General features: G+C 70.5%; 18 protein-coding genes. 8 read left to right on the top strand and 10 right to left on the bottom strand.

Annotated elements, in window-relative coordinates; all coding sequences use genetic code 11:
* Positions 1-4: 4 nt before the first annotated feature.
* On the bottom strand, positions 5-1,291 hold the full coding sequence (locus ACWGI2_RS39300) for a phosphatase PAP2 family protein (RefSeq protein WP_453700720.1): 1,287 nt from the start codon (positions 1,289-1,291) through the stop codon (positions 5-7).
* A gap of 366 nt (positions 1,292-1,657) precedes the next feature.
* Here ACWGI2_RS39300 and ACWGI2_RS39295 point away from each other — a divergent pair, with 366 nt between their 5' ends.
* Positions 1,658-2,794, top strand: coding sequence for a PQQ-dependent sugar dehydrogenase (locus ACWGI2_RS39295; RefSeq protein WP_453700719.1), 1,137 nt, complete (start codon positions 1,658-1,660; stop codon positions 2,792-2,794).
* A gap of 154 nt (positions 2,795-2,948) precedes the next feature.
* A complete protein-coding gene (locus ACWGI2_RS39290; protein ID WP_453700717.1) occupies positions 2,949-3,614 on the top strand; it encodes a histidine phosphatase family protein in 666 nt (221 codons plus the stop codon).
* Between the two features lie 37 nt (positions 3,615-3,651).
* Here the strand turns inward: ACWGI2_RS39290 and ACWGI2_RS39285 are convergent, their stop codons facing one another.
* A complete protein-coding gene (locus ACWGI2_RS39285) occupies positions 3,652-4,275 on the bottom strand; it encodes a DJ-1/PfpI family protein (protein ID WP_453700715.1) in 624 nt (207 codons plus the stop codon).
* A gap of 115 nt (positions 4,276-4,390) precedes the next feature.
* Here ACWGI2_RS39285 and ACWGI2_RS39280 point away from each other — a divergent pair, with 115 nt between their 5' ends.
* A complete protein-coding gene (locus ACWGI2_RS39280) occupies positions 4,391-5,728 on the top strand; it encodes an aminotransferase-like domain-containing protein (protein ID WP_453700713.1) in 1,338 nt (445 codons plus the stop codon).
* A 50-nt stretch (positions 5,729-5,778) separates the two neighbouring features.
* Here the strand turns inward: ACWGI2_RS39280 and ACWGI2_RS39275 are convergent, their stop codons facing one another.
* Positions 5,779-6,648 carry a class I SAM-dependent methyltransferase gene (locus ACWGI2_RS39275; RefSeq protein WP_453700712.1) on the bottom strand — a complete coding sequence of 290 codons (870 nt, stop codon included), beginning with the start codon at positions 6,646-6,648 and terminating at the stop codon, positions 5,779-5,781.
* A 134-nt stretch (positions 6,649-6,782) separates the two neighbouring features.
* A complete protein-coding gene (locus ACWGI2_RS39270) occupies positions 6,783-7,373 on the bottom strand; it encodes a helix-turn-helix domain-containing protein (RefSeq protein ID WP_160509501.1) in 591 nt (196 codons plus the stop codon).
* A gap of 129 nt (positions 7,374-7,502) precedes the next feature.
* On the opposite strand from ACWGI2_RS39270, the gene ACWGI2_RS39265 reads away from it, so the two are divergent.
* From ACWGI2_RS39265 to ACWGI2_RS39250, 4 genes are all read left to right on the top strand, one after another.
* On the top strand, positions 7,503-8,579 hold the full coding sequence (locus ACWGI2_RS39265; protein WP_453700790.1) for an NAD(P)/FAD-dependent oxidoreductase: 1,077 nt from the start codon (positions 7,503-7,505) through the stop codon (positions 8,577-8,579).
* Positions 8,580-8,698: 119 nt separating this feature from the next.
* Positions 8,699-9,562, top strand: a complete 864-nt coding sequence (locus ACWGI2_RS39260; RefSeq protein WP_453700711.1) for a class I SAM-dependent methyltransferase — start codon at positions 8,699-8,701, stop codon at positions 9,560-9,562.
* Positions 9,559-10,242: a GNAT family N-acetyltransferase gene (locus ACWGI2_RS39255; protein WP_453398770.1), complete on the top strand. Its 684-nt coding sequence runs from the start codon at positions 9,559-9,561 to the stop codon at positions 10,240-10,242. The genes ACWGI2_RS39260 and ACWGI2_RS39255 overlap by 4 nt, the downstream gene beginning before the upstream one ends.
* 127 nt (positions 10,243-10,369) lie before the next feature.
* Entirely contained in the window at positions 10,370-12,049 is a 1,680-nt protein-coding gene (locus ACWGI2_RS39250; RefSeq protein ID WP_453700710.1) for a PucR family transcriptional regulator, read from the top strand.
* 43 nt (positions 12,050-12,092) lie between these two features.
* On the opposite strand, the gene menC is transcribed toward ACWGI2_RS39250, so the two are convergent.
* From menC to ACWGI2_RS39220, 6 genes are all read right to left on the bottom strand, one after another.
* Positions 12,093-13,193 carry an o-succinylbenzoate synthase gene (menC, locus tag ACWGI2_RS39245; protein ID WP_453700708.1) on the bottom strand — a complete coding sequence of 367 codons (1,101 nt, stop codon included), beginning with the start codon at positions 13,191-13,193 and terminating at the stop codon, positions 12,093-12,095.
* A gap of 32 nt (positions 13,194-13,225) precedes the next feature.
* On the bottom strand, positions 13,226-14,053 hold the full coding sequence (locus tag ACWGI2_RS39240; protein ID WP_453700706.1) for a GNAT family N-acetyltransferase: 828 nt from the start codon (positions 14,051-14,053) through the stop codon (positions 13,226-13,228).
* Positions 14,050-15,141, bottom strand: coding sequence for a M20 family metallopeptidase (locus ACWGI2_RS39235; RefSeq protein ID WP_453700789.1), 1,092 nt, complete (start codon positions 15,139-15,141; stop codon positions 14,050-14,052). Before ACWGI2_RS39235 ends, ACWGI2_RS39240 begins: the two co-directional genes overlap by 4 nt.
* A 41-nt stretch (positions 15,142-15,182) precedes the next feature.
* Positions 15,183-15,335, bottom strand: coding sequence for a hypothetical protein (locus ACWGI2_RS39230; RefSeq protein ID WP_453700705.1), 153 nt, complete (start codon positions 15,333-15,335; stop codon positions 15,183-15,185).
* 125 nt (positions 15,336-15,460) lie between these two features.
* On the bottom strand, positions 15,461-16,363 hold the full coding sequence (locus ACWGI2_RS39225; protein WP_453700704.1) for a poly(ethylene terephthalate) hydrolase family protein: 903 nt from the start codon (positions 16,361-16,363) through the stop codon (positions 15,461-15,463).
* 29 nt (positions 16,364-16,392) lie between these two features.
* Entirely contained in the window at positions 16,393-17,253 is an 861-nt protein-coding gene (locus ACWGI2_RS39220; protein ID WP_453700702.1) for an SGNH/GDSL hydrolase family protein, read from the bottom strand.
* 107 nt (positions 17,254-17,360) lie between these two features.
* Here ACWGI2_RS39220 and ACWGI2_RS39215 point away from each other — a divergent pair, with 107 nt between their 5' ends.
* Positions 17,361-18,572 (top strand): PucR family transcriptional regulator, encoded by a 1,212-nt coding sequence (locus ACWGI2_RS39215; RefSeq protein ID WP_453700700.1) that lies wholly within the window; start codon positions 17,361-17,363, stop codon positions 18,570-18,572.
* The last annotated feature ends 37 nt before the right edge of the window (positions 18,573-18,609 follow it).

The following is an 18,609-nucleotide window of genomic DNA, read 5'->3' as shown; positions in this document are numbered from 1 at the left end:
CTCCTCAGACCATCTCCGGTTGGGGTTCCGGTTGCTGCGCAGGAGCGGCCTTCGGCTCCCACAGTTTGGTCGTCCGCACATAGCCCTGGACCACGGAGATCATCGCCAGGACGAGAAGCGGTCCGAACACCCACGGGTGTTTGGCCATGTGCATCGGCAAAAAGCGGTACGACACGAGGAGAAGCGCGAAAACCGTCGTGCCGTAAGCGACCAGCTGGATTCCCGCCCGGTCCCAGCCGCGGTCGAGCGAGCGCAGCGCCGCGTCGATCGTGAACGCGAAGACCACACCGGCGATGATGTCCACGCCGTAGTGGTAGCCGAATCCAAGCGTCGCGCCGAGCGTGGCTATCAGCCAGAAGACGCCCGCGTATCGCAGAAGCCGTGGGCCCTTGCGGGAATGAATGAAGATCGTGGTCGCCCACGCCGTGTGCAGGCTCGGCATGCAGTTGCGCGGCGTGATCTCGTCGAACGGCATCGACTGCGGGGTGCTGATCGGCGGCACCGTGTGCGGCCAGAGGTTGGCCAGCGCCCACTGCTCGCCACCGGTACCGAAGGCGCCGTCCCCGTAGGTGAAGATCGGTCCGACCACCGGGAAGATCATGTAGATGGCAGGACCCAGCAGGCCGATGACCAGAAACGTACGCACCAGATGGTGGCCGGGGAAGCGGCGCTCGACCGCCACATTGCGCAACTGGTACAGCGCGACGATGACCGCGGCCACCGCGAGCTGGATGTAGACGTAGTCGAGAACATGCGCGCCGACCGGGCCGGTCGCCGAGACCATCCTCCCCACCAGCCACGAGGGGTTGCCCAGCGCGTGATCGGCGGTGGCCACGTACTGATCGAGCACCGCGGGGCGGGTCTTGGACGTGATGAGCAGCCAGGTGTCGCCCGTCTTGCGGCCGGCCACGAGGAGCAGACTGAGCCCGACGCCCTTCAGCAGCAGGACACGTTCCTTGCCGGTGCGGCGTGTGATGGCTATGACCGCACAGCCCAAGATCACCCACAACGCGCCGTTGCCGAACATCATGTCGGCGTCGAGGGCCCACCGCACCAGGAAGAAGACGACGTCGATCCCGACCGCGACCCCCACCGCGATGAACCGTTGCCGCCAGGTGAACACCACCATCATCAACGCCATGCCGGCGTACAGCAGCGGCCCCGACTTAGGGGCGAAGATCACCTCGCGCGCCTGGTTGGTGATGGGCCCGGCCACGCCGTAGTGGCGCGCGGCCATCTCCAGCGCGACGAGGAATCCGAGGCCCACCACGGCCGCCGCGGTCCACAGCATCGCCCGTGGCCGTCGCCATGCCGTGAGTACCGCTCTGAAGTTTATTCGCGAAGAATTTCGTGACGCTATAGGTATCAATTGTTTTGGCCGATTTGTTAGTTGTGGTTAATAGCTCACTCTTCGTGCTAGATGGCGCGGTTTTCAGGTGATGTATGAGCGATCAGGGCACTCGTCGTGAGTTCGATCATGTTAGCGGAGCGTTGCGGATGAGTTTCGCCCCGCGGAACACTTCGTCGGCTCTGGCTACAAGTACACAAAGCTGGGCGGCGTCTTGGTCTATACCAGCAACCCCGGCCCCAGTATCCTCATGCGTGGCCAGTAGCACACCGCTCCCACCCAGGCTTTGCCGCCTCCAGGAGGATCACGGTGAAAGTTCGCACGAGAAGCTCGGCGATCATCGGCACCCTCTGCCTCGTCGCTTCCCTCGCCTTGGCCACCGCGTCCGCCGACGAGCCCGCCTCCCCGCGGCAGGCTCCGGCGGTCGCGCTCAAGAAGGTGACCACGGCCACGAATCCGACCGCCGGGACCGCAGGACCCGGCGGCACGGTCTGGTTGGCCGAACGAGCGGGAACCGTACGGGTCTTGGACCGCCACGGGCTCGGCAAGCCCGTCCTCGACATATCCAAAGAGACCAACACCGACGGCGAACGCGGGCTGTTGGGCATCGCGTTCGACAAGAAGTTCGCGCACTTCTACATCTCGTACACGAACCTCGAAGGCACCAGCACCGTGGACGAGTTCGCCGTGCGGCACGGCAAGATCCGGCCCGACAGCCGGCGCACCGTCCTCACCCAGACGCAGCCCTATCCGAACCACAACGGCGGCGACATCAAGATCGGCCCCGACGGCTACCTCTACATCGCGTTCGGCGACGGCGGCGCGGGCGGTGACCCGCACGGCAACGGTCAGAACCTCGACACACTGCTCGGCAAGCTGCTGCGGATCGACCCGAGAGGCGGCAAGCCGTACGCGATCCCGCCGGACAACCCGTTCGTGGGCGACCCGAAGGCGAAGGACGAGATCTGGGCGTACGGGCTGCGCAACCCGTGGCGGTTCTCCTTCGACGCGGGCACGGGCGACCTGCTGATCGGTGACGTCGGGCAGAGCGCCTGGGAGGAGATCGACTGGGCCCCGGCGAACAGCAAGGGCGGCGAGAACTACGGCTGGTCCCAGATGGAGGGCACCCACCCCTTCCGGGACGGCACGGAGCCCGCGAACCACGTGCCGCCTGTCCACGAGTACGACCGCAACGGCCTGGGCTGCTCGGTGACCGGCGGATACGTCTACCGAGGCAAGGCGATCCCGGACCTCAAGGGCCAGTACGTGTTCAGCGACTACTGCGACGGCACCGTCCGCGCCCTGCGGATGCAGAACGGCAAGGTGACCGGCGTGAGCGACCTCGGCGTCAACGGCGGCGAGGTCGTCTCCTTCGTGCAGGGCGGCAATGACGAGCTGTACGTGCTCGACATAGGCGGCAGCGTCTACCGCATCGCCCCGGCGTAACGACTGCCGGTGTCGGCGGGGCCGCGGCCCCACCGACACCATGCACGCGAGGCGATGAGTGAGGTCCCCCGGCTGACCGTGCGCTGCGGCCGTGGCACTGGTGGCAGAGTGGAAGAGATTGTTCCGTCGCCGCCCAGGGAAGGTAGTCCCCCGCATGCGCCTGCTGCTCATACGCCATGGCCAGACCCCGTCCAACCTCAAGCACCTCCTGGACACCGGGGTACCGGGCCCGGGGCTGACGCCGCTGGGGCAGGACCAGGCGGCCGCGGTGCCGGAGGCATTGGCGGCGGAGAAGATCGATGCCCTGTACGTCTCCACCCTGCTGCGCACCCAGTTGACCGCCGCGCCCCTGGCCGCCGCGACCGGCCTGGAGGCCCGGATCCGGGACGGGATCCGCGAGCTGGCCGCCGGGGACCTGGAGATGCGGGGCGACGAGGAGGCCGCCGCCGTCTACATGGGCACCGCCTTCGCCTGGGCCGGGGGCGAGACCGAACGCCGGATGCCCGGGGGCGAGAATGGCGTGGAGGCCCTGGGCCGCTTCGACGCCGTCGTCGCCGAGGCGGCCGCGACGGGAGCGGAGACGGTGGCGATGGTCAGCCACGGCGCCGTGATCCGTACATGGGTGGCGGCCCGCGCGGACAACGTCGACGTGGCGTACGCGTCGGGTCACCCGCTGCGCAACACGGGCGTGGTGATCCTCGACGGCTCGCCCGACGAGGGCTGGCGGGCCCTGGTGTGGGAGGGGCGCCCGCTCGGCCCGGAGGGGGAGTCGCCCGAGGACAGCGGTCCGGCGGGAGAGGTCACCGTTCCGGTGGCGTGAGGCACATAGGAGCCTCGCGAACGAGGCGTCCTGCCGTTCAGACGATTGCCGGTGCGGGAGCGGGCAGGTACGGAGTGATGTTGCGCCAGGCGCGCTCGACGTACTCCTCCTTCTCGCCGACCGGGGCGACGTAGTGCAGCGCGCTCTCGGCGGCGTCGTTGCCCTCGAGGCGGGCGATGATCCAGGCCGCGAGGTAGTGCGAGGCCAGACAGCCGCCGGCGGTGGCGATGTTGTCCTTGGCGTAGAAGGGCTGGTTGAGCACCTCGACGCCCGCGGCGACGACCCAGGGCTTGGTGGTCAGGTCGGTGCAGGCGGGGACGTCGTCGAGCAGGCCGAGCTTGGCCAGTACGAGCGCGCCGGAGCACTGTGCCGCGATGAGTTGGCGCGAGGGGTCCAGGCGGCGAAGGACGTTCATGATCGCCGGGTCTTCGACCACCTCGCGGGTGGCGATGCCGCTGCCGACGATGACGGCATCGGCGGCGCACGCCTCCTCAAGGGAGGACATCTGCTCGATGACCACCCCGTTCATCGAGGTCACCTTGGCGCTGGGGGTGGCGATGGTGACGCGCCAGTCGTCGGTCTTGATGCGGTTGAGCACACCGAGCGCGATCAGGGAGTCGAGTTCGTTGTAGCCCTCGAAAGTGAGGATGGCGATGTGCACGGCGGCTGTCCTTCCGGTGAGTGGATCCGGGCGAGTGGGGCCGGTTTAGTGGATCTTGACCGTAAGGACCCGTGAACAGGACAGTCAAAGAATTGTCATGCATACAATCCGGTGCATGGCAGCCTCGCGATACAAAAAGCTGGTCGACGCGCTCGCGTCCGACATCCGGACCGGGCGGCTCGCCGCGGGCGCGCGTCTGCCGACACACCGCGCCCTCGCCGCCCGTGAGGGCATCGCCCTGGTGACCGCGACTCGGGTGTACGCCGAGCTGGAAACGATGGGTCTGGTGAGCCGGGAACAGGGTCGCGGGACGTTCGTGCGCGACATCGCGGTTCCCGCCGGTCACGGCATCGATCAGCAGGTCGTCGCCACGGACGCGGTCGACCTCAACTTCAACTACCCATCGCTGCCCGGGCAAGCCGATCTCCTGCGGCAGGCCCTGCGAGAGGTGGCCACCTCGGGGGATCTCGACTCGCTGCTGCGCTACCAACCACACCGAGGGCGCCCCCAGGACCGAGCCTCGATCGCACGGCACCTGAGGCGCCGGGGAATCACCACCGATGCGGAGCGGGTCCTCGTCGTCAACGGTGCGCAGCACGGCCTGGCCATCAGCGTCATGGCCGCGCTCGACGCCGGCGACGTCGTCGCGGTCGACGCACTCACCTACCCGGGTTTCAAGGTCCTCGCGCATGCCTCTCATCTCGACCTGGCGCCCATCCCCGTAACCGCCGACGGGCCGGATCTCGATGCCCTCGAGAAGCTGTGCGCCACCCGCCCCGTGCGCGCGATCTACACCATGCCCACCTTGCACAACCCTCTGGGCTGGGTCATGCCGGCGACGGACCGGACGCGCCTGATCGAGATCGCTCGACAGCACGGCCCGCTCATCATCGAGGACGCCTCCTACGCCTACCTGGCCGAGGACCCTCCACCACCTCTGGTCGCGAGCGCGCCGGACATCACTGTCTACGTCTCGGGACTGTCCAAGAGCGTTGCCACCGGCCTGCGGGTCGGCTTCGTCGTCGCTCCGCCATCCGCGGTGCCCTCGCTCGAACGCGCCATCAGGGCGACCACCTGGAACACCCCGGCCCTCACCACCGCGATCGCCTGCCGCTGGCTCGACGACGGCACGGTGGACCACTTGGAAGCGCAGAAGCGAGAGGACGCCAAGGCCCGCCAAGCACTCGCCCGACGAGAGCTGGCGGGCCTGCCGCTCGTCGGCCACCCCTCGTCCTACTTCACCTGGCTGTCGCTGCCCGACGACGCACGCGCCGATCGCCTGACCGCCACGCTCGCGCGTCAGCACATCTCGGTGTCCACGGCCGAACCGTTCACCACCTCGGTGCACACACCGCAGGCGATCCGCCTCGCTCTGGGCTCGACCGATATGGACAGTCTCCGGTCGACGCTGCGAACAGTGCGACGCGTCGCTGTCGAGGACGCCTACATGTGAACTCCTCCCCGATCAGCCGTGCTCACGCGGCCGACGCGGACCGGCTGACGTCAGAATCGCCGCGCGGCCCATACGGAGCGTTCGGTGCGGACCGCCAGGTCGCCGCGGCGCAGGATGCTGAGCGGGCTCTCGGTGTCGAGCAGTTGGTCGAGCGAGCCGAGGTCCTCGGCGGGAAGGGCGTGGGCGGCGCCGGCGCGAAGCCGCTTCAGGCTGCTGAGCGCGTAGCGGCCGACCGCCGTGCTGCGGGAGCCGTCGACGTTCACGGTGATGAGGCGCTCGCCCTCGACGGCGAACCCGGCGGCTGCCAGCTTGGGGCCCCAGTCGGCGCCGCGGTGCGACACGTGCTCGGCTTCGTGGTGCGCGAGGGCGGCGTGGCAGCGCTCCTCGAGGCCGGGCCGGTCCGCCGGAGCGTCGGCGGGCAGGAAGCGCGGGAAGCCGGCCAGCTCGACGACGGCGAACAGGCCGCCGGGCGCGAGCAATTCGTGGACCTTGCGCAGGGCGCGGTCGGGGTCGGCCATGTGGTGCATCGACGCCGACGCCCACACCAGCTCGGGCCGACCGAGGTCGGGCCAGTCCGCGTCGAGATCGGCCGACACCGCGCGCACCCGGTCGGCCACCCCGAGCTCTTCGGCCTTCGCCCGGAGGCGGTGCAGGTGGTCGGCCGACGCGTCCACGGCGGTGACCTGTGCCTCGGGGAAGCGCGCGAGTAGGGCGAACGTACCCGCCCCGGTCCCGCATCCCAGGTCCACGACGTGGCGCGGCGCCTTCTCGACGGGCAGCCATGCGGTGATGGACGCGATGTGCTCGGAGAGCACCTCCGCGTCCAGATCGAGGAGCTCCGCCTGGTTGCCGGCGTCCGGCTCATGGCGGGGGTGGTGGTCGGTGTCGTGGTGGCCTGTGTGCGAGGAAGCGTGGGTCATGCCGGCGACGCTAGGTCGGTCATGGTGCCGCGGCACCATGAATCCCGGGGCGCGCAAGAAGATGGCCCGCTGCACTGCCGCAGGCGCAACCAACGGCTCTGCCGCGGGCCCAGTCGACTGGAGGTCGCATCACCTCACTGGCTTGCCTGGCCGCTCTCGTCCTTGCCCTCGCGCTGATGTCCGCGGCGGGCGTCGCGGTCGAAGATGCCGAGGATCTCGCACGGCCCGCCCTCGGCGCCGATGGCGTGCGGGAGCATCGTGGGGAACTCCGCGGCCTGGTTGGTCTCCACGCGCAAGCGCCGGTTGCCCAGCAGCAGGACCGCGGTGCCGGACAGCACGACGAGCCATTCGCGGCCGGGGTGCGCGCGCATGCGTGAGGGGCTGTCGGGCGGCGGGTTCGTCATCCGCTGGCGTACGACGCTCATGCCGGGCTCCGCCTTGATCGGCCAGCGCATGAGTCCATGGGCCGCGTCGATCGCCGGGCTGGTGATGACATCGTCGGTGGCCGTCTCGACGAGCTGGTCCAGGGAGGTGTCCAGGGCCCGGGCGAGGGTGACGAGCTGGTCCAGAGCCAGGCGGCGCCGGCCGTTCTCGATGCGGCTGAGCGTGGACTGGCTGAGCGAGGCGCGGGTGGCCAGTTCTTCCAGGGACCAGCCCTGCGCCACCCGCAGGGCCCGGATCCGTTTGCGTACCAGGCTGTCCATCTCGCCATTGTCTTGCGTCATAGGCAACATCGTATGCCTTGCTCGCAAAGCGTGCCTATCGTCGTGAACGCATCCCCGAACCGATGGGGACTCGCGTGAAGGACATGAAGGAAAGGGTGCGACGCCATGACTGAGACCTCTGTGGCCCCCATGGGCACTGCGACTTCCGTGGCCGGTGCCGCGTACGCGACCGACGAACTGCCGGGGGAGACCGTCGATGCCGTGGTGATCGGCGGCGGCGCCGCGGGCCTGAACGGCGCGCTGATGCTCGCCCGCTCCCGCCGCGCGGTCGTCGTGATCGACAGCGGCACCCCGCGCAACGCCCCCGCCGACGGCGTGCACGGCCTGCTCGGCCTGGACGGCACCCCGCCGGCCGAACTGCTGCGGAGGGGGCGCGAAGAGGTGCGCCGCTACGGCGGCCTCGTCGTGAACGGGGAAGTGGCCTCCGCCGCCCCGGCCGCCCCCTCCGCCGAGGGAGATCCGCGCTTCACGGTCACTCTCACCGACGGCAGCGCTCTGTCGGCGCGCCGCCTGCTCGTTGCCACCGGACTGCGCGACGTCCTGCCCGACGTCCGCGGGCTCGCCGAGCACTGGGGGCACGGGGTGGTGCACTGCCCGTACTGCCACGGCTGGGAGGTGCGCGACGAGCCCATCGGGATCCTCGCCGTCGGCCCCGCCTCCGTCCACCACGCGTTGCTGTTCCGTCAGTTGACCGACGACCTCGTCTACTTCACCCGCGGCACCGATCTCGACGAGGACACCCGCGCGCGCTTCACCGCTCGCGGCATCCGCGTCGTCGACACCCCGGTGACCGAGGTCGTCACCGCGGAGGAGGGCGGCATCGCGGGCGTACGCCTGAGCGACGGACGGCTGGAACCCCGGAGTGTCCTGGCCGTCGCCACCTCCATGCAGGCCCGCACCGAAGGCCTGGAGCAACTGCGGCTGCCGATGCGGGACTTGCCCGGCGGGATGGGCCGCCACTTCGCCACCGGCATGGCGGGCACCACCGAAGTGCCGGGGGTGTGGGTGGCCGGCAACGCCACCGACCTGGCCGCCCAGGTCGGCGCCTCCGCCGCGGCCGGGGCGCTCGCGGGCGCCCGCATGAACGCCGACCTGGCCGCCGCCGACACCGAGGCGGCCCTCGCCGCCGGGCCTGGGGCGCACAGCGGCGGACAAAGCGGAGAAAGGGCCGGGGTGTTGAGGCGGGTCAACATGGCGCCGCAGTAAAGAGCACAAGACAGGGAGCGGGGCTCCACCGTAGGAAATCCCAACTGAAGGAGTGATCTATGTGCTCGCAGGAGTGACGCTCCTTGCTGGGGCGCCGGGAGTGTTGTGACCATCGCCGGATGAACGGACAGAAGCGGAAGGCCGAGTTGGATGGCGTCGCCGAGACGACGCTATGGACGTTGCACCACCGCGCTCTGGCCGCGAAGGACCCTGGCTCGGCACTGCGGGACCCGAAGGCGATCGAGGTGATCGACGCCGTCGATTACCCCTTCGAGGGGCGGTTCGGCACCGGCAACTGGGGCTACGCCCAAGGGATGGCGGTACGGGCGCGCTGTTACGACCGCGAGGTGCGACGTTTCCTCAGGGACCATCCGGACGGCACGGTCGTCTCGCTCGGGGAGGGTCTGGAGACGCAGTTCTGGCGGGTGGACAACGGCAGGGTGCGCTGGCTCGGGGTCGACCTGCCCGAGGTCGCGGCGCTGCGCCGGCGGCTGCTGCCGGACGCGCCACGCCACCGCACACTGCCCTGTTCGGCCACCGACACACGGTGGATGGACGAGGTCGACGCCTCGCGCGGGGTGCTGATCATCGCCCAGGGGATGCTGATGTATCTCCCGCGCGATGTGGTGCACCGCCTCATCGAGGGGTGCGCCGCCCGATTCCCCGGAGCGGAGCTGGTCTTCGACACCCCGCCTGCCTGGATGGCCGCCCGCACCGTGCGGGGTCGGTGGAAGTACCCCGCGGGGTACCGTCCGCCGCCGATGCTCTGGGGGATGACACCGGCGGAACAGCGGAAGCTGCGCGCGGTGCACCCGAACATCTCCGCCGTGCGAGCGGTTCGCGAACCACGGGGCCGGGGCTTCCTCTGCGGGTGGGTCCTGCCCCTGGCCAACTTTCTTCCTGCGATCCGTGCGCGGAAACCACTCTGGGTCACGCGCGTGTCGTTCGGCCTGACGAAACATCACCAAGGAGTCAACAGATGACGGATCGCCTGGAAGCCGAGCGGGAGACGGCCCACCTGTGGCCTCCGCGAGAATCGCGGGCGCGGGTCGACGAGCGGCCGCCGCGCGTGTCGGAGCAGCGTGCGGTTCTCATCGAAGGCACCACGCTGCGACTGCGGGAGTTCCTGCCCAGCGATGTCGAGGGGGTGCTCGGCATCTTCGGCGACCCCCGTACGACCCGCGAGTTCGGCATGCCGCCCTTTCGGCGCTCCGACGCCGCGGCGCTGGTCGAGCAGGCCAGGGCGGGTGCCCGGCGAACTCCTCGAACGCACTACCGCCTTGGCGTCAGCGAGATCGCCACGGGCGAGCTGATCGGCTCGGCGAAGCTGATCGTCGAGGACCAGTCCGGCGAGGGCGGGATGGTACGCGTCGGCTACCGCAGCGCGGAGGTGGGGCTGGCTCTGCGCGCCGACCGGGTGAGCGTCGGCCACAGCGTCGAGATCGGCTTCCTGCTCGGCATCCTGGGCTTCGACCGGCTCGGCCTGCACCGCGTCTGGTCGGGATTCATGCCGTCGAACGTCGCCGCGCAGCGGGCCATCGAGAAGGCCGGAATGGTGCGGGAGGGGCGGCTGCGCCACTACGGCCATGTGGACGGGGTGTGGCACGACATCGTTCAGTACTCGATTCTCGAGGACGACTGGAAGGCTCTGCGCGGCCGCTGAACGCGGCGCACCGAGCGGTCGCCGCACGGCGTCGACGACCGCCCGTTCGTACGCCGCGACGAGTTCCTCTGCCCAGCTTGTGTCCCCGTACGAACGTCGGTGATAGTCACCCTCTTAGCCTGAGGTGGTGATCAGTGACGTGCCGATGAACCTTCGCACCAGTCTTGCCCGTGTTCTCGAGGACTTCAGCCCTGCCTTGCTCGATCTCGTACACGGCAGCCCCGAGCTGACCGAGCCGGGTGAGCTGACCGACGAGGTCGGCGGGGTCGGCGGGGTCGTCATCCACGACCCGGGGGACGTGGTCGCGTACCCGCCGCGTGCCATGGTGCTCGGCGTCGGTGTCTACGGGACGGCGGAGACCGCCCGGCTCATGCGTGAGCTGGGCGAGCACGGTGCGGCCGCCCTGGTGGTGCGCGGCCCGGTGGAGCGGGACGAGGCGCTGGCCGCGGCGTCGGAGGCCTCGGGGGTGGCCCTGATCAGCTTGACGCGGGGCGCGTCGTGGTCGCAGCTGACGGAGCTCCTGCGGACGCTGCTCACCGAGGGGGATGTCGGTGACGCGGGGGTGGAGTCGCTCGGAGGTGTCCCTTCCGGTGATCTGTTCGCGCTGGCCAACGCCGTCGCGACGCTGCTGGACGCGCCGATCACGATCGAGGACCGTCGCCAGCGCATCCTGGCCTTCTCGGGCCGTCAGGACGAGGCGGACCAGTCGCGCGTCGCCACGATCCTGGCCCGCCAGGTGCCGGACGGGTATCTGCGGATCCTGGAGAGCCGCGGAGTCTTCAGCGAGCTGTACCGCAGCGACCGCCCCGTGCACATCGCCCCGGCCACGGTCGAGGAAGGGGAGACGGCGATCCCGCGGGTGGCCGTCGCGGTGCGCGCCGGGGACGAGTTCCTGGGTTCGGTGTGGGCCGCGGTCGAGGAGCCGTTGACCCCCGATCGTGAGCAAGCGTTCCAGGACGCGGCGAAGCTCGTCGCACTGCACCTGCTGCGACACCGGGCGGGCGCCGACGCACGGAACCGGCTCAGGGCCGATCTCGTGAGCACGGTCCTCGAGGGCGGTACGGGCGCGGTGGACGCCCTGGACCGGCTCGGCCTGGTGAAGGAGCCCACGGTGGTGATGGCCATGGGCCTCGCCGGGGAGAAGGGGGATCATGCCCAGCTGACGGCGGAACGGCAGCGGCTGACCAGCGCCCTGGGTATCCACCTCAACGCGGTGCAGCCACGGTCGGCTCTCGCGCTCCTCGGCGACGTGGCCTACGCCGTCGTTCCGGTGCCCGCGGACCCGGTGGCAGGGCGCGAACGGGCGGTGCAGATCGCGGCCAACTTCCTGGAGCGGGCCGGCAAGCGGGCGCAGGTGGCGATCGGCATCGGGTCGGTGGCGACCGACCCGTCGGCGCTCGGCCGCTCACGCACCAGGGCGGACCGCGCGCTGCGTGTCCTGATGAGCGACCTGGGCAGCAGGCGGGTGGCCTCGATCGGCGACGTATACATCGACGCGCTGCTCCTGGACCTGCGCGACCTGGCCGCGGTGCAGGGGGACGAGCTGCTCAGCCCGGTGGCCCGCCTCGTCGAGTACGACACCAGGCATCGCTCACACCTGGTCGAGACGCTGCGCGCGTGGCTCGACGCGTTCGGCGACATCATCGCCGCGTCGGCGAGCGTCTTCGTCCACCCCAACACCTTCCGCTACCGCATCCGGCGGGTCGCCGAGGTGGCCCAGGTCGATCTCCAGGACCCCTCCGTGCGTTTCGCCCTCATGCTGCAACTGCGGTTGATGCCTCCCGCAGGCACGGTCACGCAGGAGTGAGGGCCGCCTCCGTGCCGTCCGTGCCATCCTTGCCGGTCGGCCCCTACAGCTGGATCCACTCCTTGGCCGTGGTCACCCGGTCCAGGATCTCGTCGACCGGCTCGACACCGAGCCCCGGCCCGGTGGGGACGTCGAGATGACCGTCGGCGAGTTCGAAGGGCTCGGTGACGTCCGTGGCGAAGTAGCGGCTCGAACCGGACGTGTCACCGGGCAGGGTGAAGCCGGGCAGTGCGGCCAGCGCGACGTTGGCGGCGCGGCCGATTCCGGTCTCCAGCATGCCCCCGCACCACACGGGGACACCGTGGGCCACGCACAGGTCATGGATGGCCTTGGCCTCCAGATAGCCGCCGACCCGGCCCGGCTTGATGTTGATGATCGAGCCGGCGCCCAGGGTGATGGCCGCGGCGGCATCCTCGGCGGACTCGATGGACTCGTCCAGGCATACGGGCGTACGCAACTGCTTGGCGAGCGCGGCGTGCTGGACCAGGTCGTCGTCGGCCAGTGGCTGCTCGATGAGCAGGAGATCGAAGGCGTCGAGCTTGGCGAGCTGACGGGCGTCGGCCAGGGTGTAGGCGGCATTGGCGTCCACCTGGAGCAGCAGGTCGTCACCGAACCGCTCCCGCACCGCGCGGACCGGCGCGATGTCCCAGCCCGGTTCGATCTTGAGCTTGATGCGTACGTAGCCTTCGCCGATGAAACCGCCGACCGCGTCGAGGAGTTCGGGGACCGAGTCCATGATGCCGACCGAGACACCGCACGGAACGCGCTCGTGCTCGGCGCCGAGGAAGGACCCGAAGGACTGGCCGGCCGCGCGCAGTTGGGCGTCGAGTACGGCGGTCTCCAGCGCCGCCTTGGCCATCTTGTGGCCCTTGAACGGCTTCATGGCGCGCTTGACCGCGTGAGCGTCCGCCACGGCGGGCAGGGCCGGGATCAGGAAGCGGCGCAGCACGTCGGCCGCCCCGTCGACGTATTCGGAGCAGTAGCGCGGTTCGGACATGGCGACGCACTCGCCCCAGCCCTCGCTGTCGGGCGTGACCACGCGGACGAGCAGGACGTCGCGTGCGGTCTCGACGCCGAAAGAGGTCCGGAACGGCGCCCGCAGGGGCATCGCGATCCGGCGCAGTTCAATTCCGTTGATCTTCATGCTGTTCGGCTCCTGGGGGAGGGCTTTGGGGGTCACGCGGAGGCGGCGCGCGTGATGACGTAGGAACTCCGGTCGTGGAAGCCGGTGACGCGAGCGCCATCGGCGAGGAGACCGCCGAGCACTTCGCGCATCGCAAGGCGCCACGCCTTGGCCGCGCCCGGGTCGGTGCGCCGCAGCCCCTCGATGTCCGGCGGAACCTCGACCAGCAGGGTGGCGGCGGTGGCGGCGTCACTGCCGCCGACGACCGGCAGGCCGTCGCGCACGGACAGCGCGGACGCGGCATTGTCGGGGACCGCCACGGGAACGGGGCGTGACGCCGCGGCGGCGATGGCCGCGGCATCGTTCAACTCCCAGGCGATGAGCGCCCGGTCGGTGTCGTCGCCGCCGTTGATCACGTCATCCATGGCCCCGTAGAAGCTGGGGAGGTACTCCACAGGGCGTCCGCCCAGCTTGGTCAGATTGAAGTAGGCGTTGCGCCGCACCAGAGGGTCGTAGGTCCACGTGATCCGCCGCAGCCCGCGGGCCAGGGCCCACTGGCGCTGGTGGAGCTTGAGGGCCAGGCCCGCTCGTCGGCCGGGCAGCGCACCGGTGACGTGCGAGTGCAGGGCCTCTCCGGCCGGGGCAGCGAAGAAGGCGACGGACGCGCCGACGAGTTGACCTTCTTCGAAGGCCCCGGCGACGTAGTTGCCCGCGTGGGAGAGCGCCCGCATCTGCTCGACACCCATGGGGGAGGCGCCGGGGGAGCTGCCCCAGATCTTCTCGAACAGAGCGTTCGCGCCCTCCAGTTCGCTCAGGTCGTGCAGCTCCTGTACGACGAGGCCGTGCGGTGAGGTCGCTTCCTGTACGTCGAGGGCGCTCACCGGGCGACCTCCTCGACGAGGGCGGCGAGCAGCCGGGCGCGCGGGACCATCTCGGCGACGACCAAGTGTTCGTGATCGGCGTGCGCCCCGCCGCCGACAGCACCCAGGCCGTCGAGGGTGGGGCAGCCGAGCCCGGCGGTGAAGTTCCCGTCGGACGCACCGCCGACCGCCGCCGAGGACAACGGGCCCAGGCCGAGCTGCGCGGCGAGGCGCTGGGCCCGCTCGAACAGGCCGGCCGAGGAAGTCGCTTCCAGCGGGGGCCGGTTGGGGCCGCCCTGTACGACGACGCGCGCTCCCGGCACGGTGGGCTTCAGCGCACGCATCGCCTCGTCCACCCGTTCCTGCGCGCTGAGCGTCGGGACACGGACGTCCACCGATACGCGCGCCTGCGCAGGCACCGTATTGGTCGTCGTGCCGGCACTGACCACCGTGGGGACCGCGGTGGTGCGCCAGTCCTGCGGGGCGCCGATGTTGATCTCTTCGGCCAGCGCGTCGAGGGCGAGGGTCAGATGCGCGGCCTCCACCGCCGCGTTGATGCCCTTCTCCGGTTCCAGGCCGGAGTGGGCGGCCTTGCCGTGCACCACCAACTCGTAGGCGGAGGTGCCCTTGCGGGCCGTTTTCAGACCGCCGCCGTCCGCCGACGCCTCCAGGACGAAGGTCGCGGCGCACTGCCGCGCCGCCTCCTCGATCAGCGGCCGCGACGCGTCCGAACCGACCTCCTCGTCGCCCGTCACCAGGACACAGACCCCCTCCAGGGAGGGCAGCGAGGCCAGGGCGTGGAACATCTGCACAAGACCGGCCTTCATGTCGAAGATCCCCGGACCGCGCGCGATGCCGTCGGTCACCGACCACGGATGAGGGGCCAGCGAGCCCATCGGCCACACCGTGTCGTGATGCCCGAGCAGCAGCACCCGGGGTGTGCCGAACGACCATCGCAGGTGCGTGACGCCGTCGACGACGATGCGTTCGGGCGGGACGCCCAGGTGACGGGTTCCCTGCGCGGCCACGACGTCGGCGCTGCGCGCCACCGCGTCCAGGTCGGAGGAGAAGGACTCGCAGACCACCAGTTCCTCGAGGTCCGCGAGCATCGCGGGAAGGCTGGGCGTCGGCCGCCCGGGTGTCGTGCCGCTCATCGGGTCCTCCCCAGCTGCTCGCGGAAGAGGCGCTGCACGTTGCCGCCCAGGATCGCGCGAATGATCGTCTCGTCAAGGCCCCGCTCGGCCATGAGCAGGTCGTTGTGCGTGTCGGCGACGACCGTTCGGCTGTGTAGATCTTCGGTCACCTTCGACTCCTCCTCGGATACATACCCGCGACGCTAAGCGACGCCGAAGGCGCAGAGTTCGTCGAGAAGACCCAACATCAACACTGTCCTCCGTATCGTCGGACAAGGGGCCCGTGGGCCCCGCCTCAGCCCTCGTAACCGATGGCCTTGCTGTTGCGCCGGAAGTCCGACCAGGCAGGTGCGGAGCACGCGCCGCAGTCGGCGCCGAAGAACTCGCCGCGCGCCTCTTGGTCGCCCATCAGGAAGTAGCGGAACCAGGCCGTGATCGGGCCCCGGAACCCGCCTCCGTCCCCTGCGGGGGTCACGTGTGACGCCCCCGCCAACTCACCGTAGACGGCGGGGACATGGTCGGCGTTCTCGTAGCGGGGAATCACCAGGAGCTCGGGGACGACCACGAGATCGTGCTCGCCGCCGAGGATGAACAGGGGGCCCTTGAGGTCGCCGATTCTGCCCTGGGGGCCCGGCTCGACGGGGGCGGTCACGTCGACACGTGGGTCGGCACCGGCGTTGATCGCTCCGCCGCCGCCCTGCGAGTGCCCCGACGCACCGACCTTCTCCAGGTCGACCTTGCCGTAGTAGGGACTTCCGGGGTCCGCGTCAGCCTTCTTCACCACGTCCAGACCGTTGAGCATCGCGCTGCCGGAGCCCGACTGCGTGGTGTTCGCGGCGACCACGATGAACCCGTGGGAAGCGAGGTGCTTCAGGAGCCCGTCGTAGACGACCGGGGTCACGAACGAGCCGTTGCCCCAGATGATCACCGGGTGTTTCGAGCAGCCCCTGCTGCCGAGTTCGGTGGGGCGCAGGATGGTGTGACTCGGCCCGGCGCGTTCCTTGGTCACGGCGAAGGGGCCGTCGTCGGCCCAGCGGCCGCCGACCGACGGACAGCTGTCGGCCGTGCGGGCGGCCGTTCCCTGGCCGCCGCCGTTGTTCGGCTGCGCGAGTCCTTGGCCCGTGAGCGCGGACGCCGACAGCGCGAGCGACGCGGCCAGTACGGCGGCGGACCGCCGTACCCTCTGTTTCCTCGGCATGGGGATCTCCTGTCGTGGGGCGCCGGCCGTCACGGACGCGTCGCGGCCTGGGCGACGGCCGTCCCGAAGGCGGCCATGCCACGGGCGTTGGGGTGCAGCGGCGCCGCGACGCTGGTGGGCACCAGACCCTCGATGTAGCGCTCGGACGGCGCCGCGCAGGTGTCGTGCCCGGCGCTGACGGCAGCGGTATCGACGTACGTGGCGTCGTGAGCCCGGCTCTGCTCCGCGAGGACGCCGTTGAGCTGGTTCACGCGGGCCTGGAGGTAGTTGGCGTCCTTGTCCCAGAGGGGCTGGGTGGGCCAGCAGCCGTCCTTGCGGATGTAGGTGGCGTAGCCGGCGACGACGATCCGGGCGTTGGGGGCGCGACGCTGCACCTCGTCGAGGGCCTTGCCGAAGGTGGCGCTCCAGGCGTCGATGGCCTTCGCGGTGGGGTCGCCGTTGGCCGCGGCGGTGTCGGCGCAGGAGATGCCCGCCGGCTTCGGCAGGAGGTTGACGCAGCCGAGCGCCTTGCTGACGAGACTGACGTCGTTGCCGCCGATCGTGAGGGTCACCAGGTCGGTGCTCGGCTTCAGGGCCTCGTACTGGGGCGGCAGCAGGCCGAACTGGCGGCCGGAGAAGTCGCTCACCTTCGCGCCCGAGCAGCTGACGTCGGTGAGCCGCGCGCCCAACGCCTCGGCGACGACGGCCGGATAGTTCCGTCCGGAGCGCAGACAGGACCACTGGCTCTGGTCGGGGATGAGGGGACCCGCCGCGAACGAATCGCCGATGGCGACGTACTCCAGCTCCTCCTCGGCCTGCGCGGACGCCGCGCCGGCCGGAGACACTCCGAGGACGCAGGCGGACAGGGCGGCGGCCATGACCGCGGTGGTGCGGGCGCGTGTGGGGCGCACGGGCTCTCCTGTGTGGGGTGTACCGGGGGTAACGGACGCCCTTATGATCCGGGCCATCGACGCCTTGGTGTTCTAGGCGCGCAACCAGACTTTCCGAGGGGTCATTTGTGACCGGTGACAAAAGCGTCAGCCGCTTCCTGATCGCCGACGTACCGAGGCTGGCCGCGACCGTCACCCGGCGCATCGCGGACGACCTGCCGGTCTACGGGCGGCTGCCCGCCGAGGAACTCCACGGGGACGTCCGGGCCATCGTCGACATGACGATCCGAGCCTTCGCCGACGTGCTGCGCACGGAACGCATGCCGCCCCCGGAGTTCCTGGAGACGGTGCGCCGCTCGGCGGCCAAGCGCGCGGAGGAACGCCTCCCCGTGGAGGCGGTCGTCAGCGCCTACCACTACGGGGCCCGCATCTGCGTGGACGAGATGACGGCGACGGCCGAACCGCACGACCTGATCGAGGCCCACCGGCTCCTGCTCGACTGCCTGCGGGAGATCACGGCCGCCGTCACCTCGGGCTACGTGGAGGAGAGCCAGTCGCTGATAGGGGAGCGCGACGCGGCCCGTCACACCGTCCTGTCCGCCCTGCTCGACGGCAGAGGCCCCCAACTCGACTCCGCCCACCTGGGGATACGCCTCCCGCCGTGCTATCTGGTGCTCGCCTTCACCATCGGGCGCCACCCCGACGAGGACCGCGAGGACGTGGATGCCACCGTGGCATCACGGCGCAAGATCAGACGCCTGCGTACGGAGCTGGACCGCGCCCTCGGCCACCCCGTCCTCTCCCGGCTGTCCGCCGACGAGGGCCTCGCGCTCATCCCGTCCGACACGGCGCCGGACCGCGCGGCCGACACCGACCGGGCCCGGCTGGAGCGGCTGACGGCATCCCTCATCACCGTCAGCGGAGTGCCCCTGGTCGCGGGCGTCGCCGCCAGCACCCCGGCCGACGTCCCGCACGCCGTCCGCCTCGCCACCGAGCTCCGCGACACCGCGACGGGCACGGGACGACCGCCGGGCGTCTATCCCCTGACCGCGCTGCTCCTCGACTACCAGCTCACCCGCGCCAGCCCCGCCCGCGCCCACCTGGCCGCGCTGCTGACCCCCTTGGCGGAAGGTCCGGACCTGCCGGCGACCCTGCGGACGTACTTCGCGTCGAACCTGGACCGCCGCGAGACGGCGGCACGCCTGCATGTGCACCCCAACACCGTCGACTACCGCCTGCGCCGCATCGCCACCCTGACGGGCCTCGACCTCGCCGCACACACCGACCTGCTGACGCTGCGGGCGGCACTGAGCGCGTACGACGCGGCGGGGTCCGTCTGACGGGCAGACGCGGACGTACGAGAGGGGCAGAATCCCG

Source organism: Streptomyces sp. NPDC054866 (assembly GCF_053610745.1).
Note: the sequence above shows the minus strand (reverse complement) of the source record. Positions and strands in the feature narration are given on the sequence as shown.